The 1891-nt window shown below is 63.0% G+C and carries 1 protein-coding gene and 1 pseudogene; both read right to left on the bottom strand.

Annotation, left to right across the window (positions count from 1 at the left end):
* A pseudogene (locus EN984_RS32975) lies at positions 1 to 297 on the bottom strand (SH3 domain-containing protein); the annotation flags it as partial.
* Positions 298 to 559: 262 nt separating this feature from the next.
* Complete coding sequence (locus EN984_RS32970; RefSeq protein WP_127268125.1) at positions 560 to 1846, bottom strand: FAD-binding oxidoreductase; 1287 nt, start codon at positions 1844 to 1846, stop codon at positions 560 to 562.
* Between the last annotated feature and the right edge of the window lie 45 nt (positions 1847 to 1891).

The raw sequence follows: 1891 nt of genomic DNA, 5'->3' as shown, positions 1-1891 counted from the left end.
CGCCTGCGGCACGGCTGCCGCGGCGACCGCGGCCCCAACCGGGGTTATTTTCGTCGTCTTCACCGGAACCGTTGGAATTGTCTGCTCGGGGCTCGCTGCCGCTTGTCTGTCGCTGGCCGGCAATGCCAGCCACAGCGCCACGGCGGCGACGCCAAGCAGCGCGGCGGTGCCGATCGCGGCGATCACCAGATGCGAGTTCGAACGGACTTCCTGCCAGAAGGACGGCCGCATATCGTATCCGAACTGCATGGCAAAGCGCCGACGTTCCGGCGTACCGAAACTGAAGGGCTCTCTCACTCTTGCCACCTCCATAAGCGGGCCGACGTTCTCTCGGTCGGTGCCGGAAGTCCGGCGTCTGATCCGCATAGGTCCCAAAAACAACGCGGGCAGTCCCGCAACAATCCCCGAACAATCGCCCAGAACCGGCAGCTTTCGCCTGCGATTGTGGCATCAGTACGCCATTATAGGGGATTCTGCGCCTTTGCGGGAAATTGCGCAATGCGTCGCACGGGCAACAAATGTTACAATGAATATTACAATATTACATCAGGTCGGTCGGCTAGATCCTGTCCCTCAACGCAAACCAGTTGAGCGCCAGGAACAGCAGCGGCGTGCGGAAGCGCCGACCGCCGGGGAACGGCGGGATTTTCAGATCCTCGATCAGCTTCAGCCGGTCGCGGTTGCCGGCAACGGTTTCAGCATAGAGTTTACCGAAATAGTTCGACAGCATGACGCCGTGGCCGGAATAGCCGCCGGCCGAGATCACATTGGGCATCACTTCGCGCACGAAAGGCTTTCTCGGCACAGTGATGCCGACATAGCCGCCCCACCCATGCGTGATCTCGACATCCCCGAGCGCCGGATAGAGTTCCGCGATCTGGCGGCGGATGTGAATGTGGATATCCCAGGGATCGTTGACGCCATAGACCTCGCGTCCGCCAAACAGCAGCCGCCCGTCCTTCGATCTGCGGAAATAGCGCACGACGAAGCGGGAATCGTCGACCGCCTCGCCGCCCGGCAAAACGTTCGAGTGCGCTCCCAGAGGCACGGTCGCACCGATGAAGGAACCGATCGGCATGATGTGCGCCGCACTCACCGGCTCGAGCGTGCCGCCATAGGCGTTGACCGCTATCAGGCATTTCTGGGCCATCACCGTCCCTCTCGGTGTCGAAACCTTGACCTTGCCGCCACTGGACATGATGCCGGTCGACGGCGTCCCCTCGAACAGCTGCGCGCCTGCAAGCGCTGCCACCCGCGCCGTGCCGATCACCAGCTTCATCGGATGGATGTGGCCGGTGCCGGTGTCGCGCGTGCCGCCGAAATAGGCGGTCGAGCCCAACCGCTCCGCCGTCTCCCTGGCATCCATGAACGAGATATGCGGGTAGGCAAAACGGCTCGCCATGATCTCGGCATGCGCCTTGTAGTCGTCGACATAGCGGGGCTTGTGCGCCACCGAGAGCTGGCCCGGCATATAGTCGATATCGATCTGGTTGGCGGCAGTGAATTCGAGGAGATGCGCCTTGGCCTCTTCGGCAAGATCAAACAGCGCCTTGGCGCGGGCCAAGCCATACTCGGATTCCAGGTCCTCGGCCCAGGCGCGCTGGCCGGTGCCGAGCTGCCCGCCATTGCGCCCGGAGGCGCCATCGCCGAAGCGGTACGCGTCGATCAGCACGACATTGGTGCCTGCCTTGGCCAGATGCGCCGCCGCCGACAGCCCGGTGAAGCCGCCACCAATGATGACGACATCGCATGTCCGGTCGCCATCCAGTCCGGGATATTCGGGCCTCGGTCCCGCCGTGTCCTCGTACCAGGAACGGCCGGGGGAAATTGGGGATTGGTAAGGCATGATGCTCGCAGGGAGTAGGGGAGTAGGGGAATAGGGGAATAGGGG

Origin of the sequence: Mesorhizobium sp. M7A.F.Ca.CA.004.12.1.1, from assembly GCF_003997835.1 — a bacterium.
Classification (GTDB): domain Bacteria; phylum Pseudomonadota; class Alphaproteobacteria; order Rhizobiales; family Rhizobiaceae; genus Mesorhizobium.
This window is presented reverse-complemented; position numbering and strand designations above follow the sequence as displayed.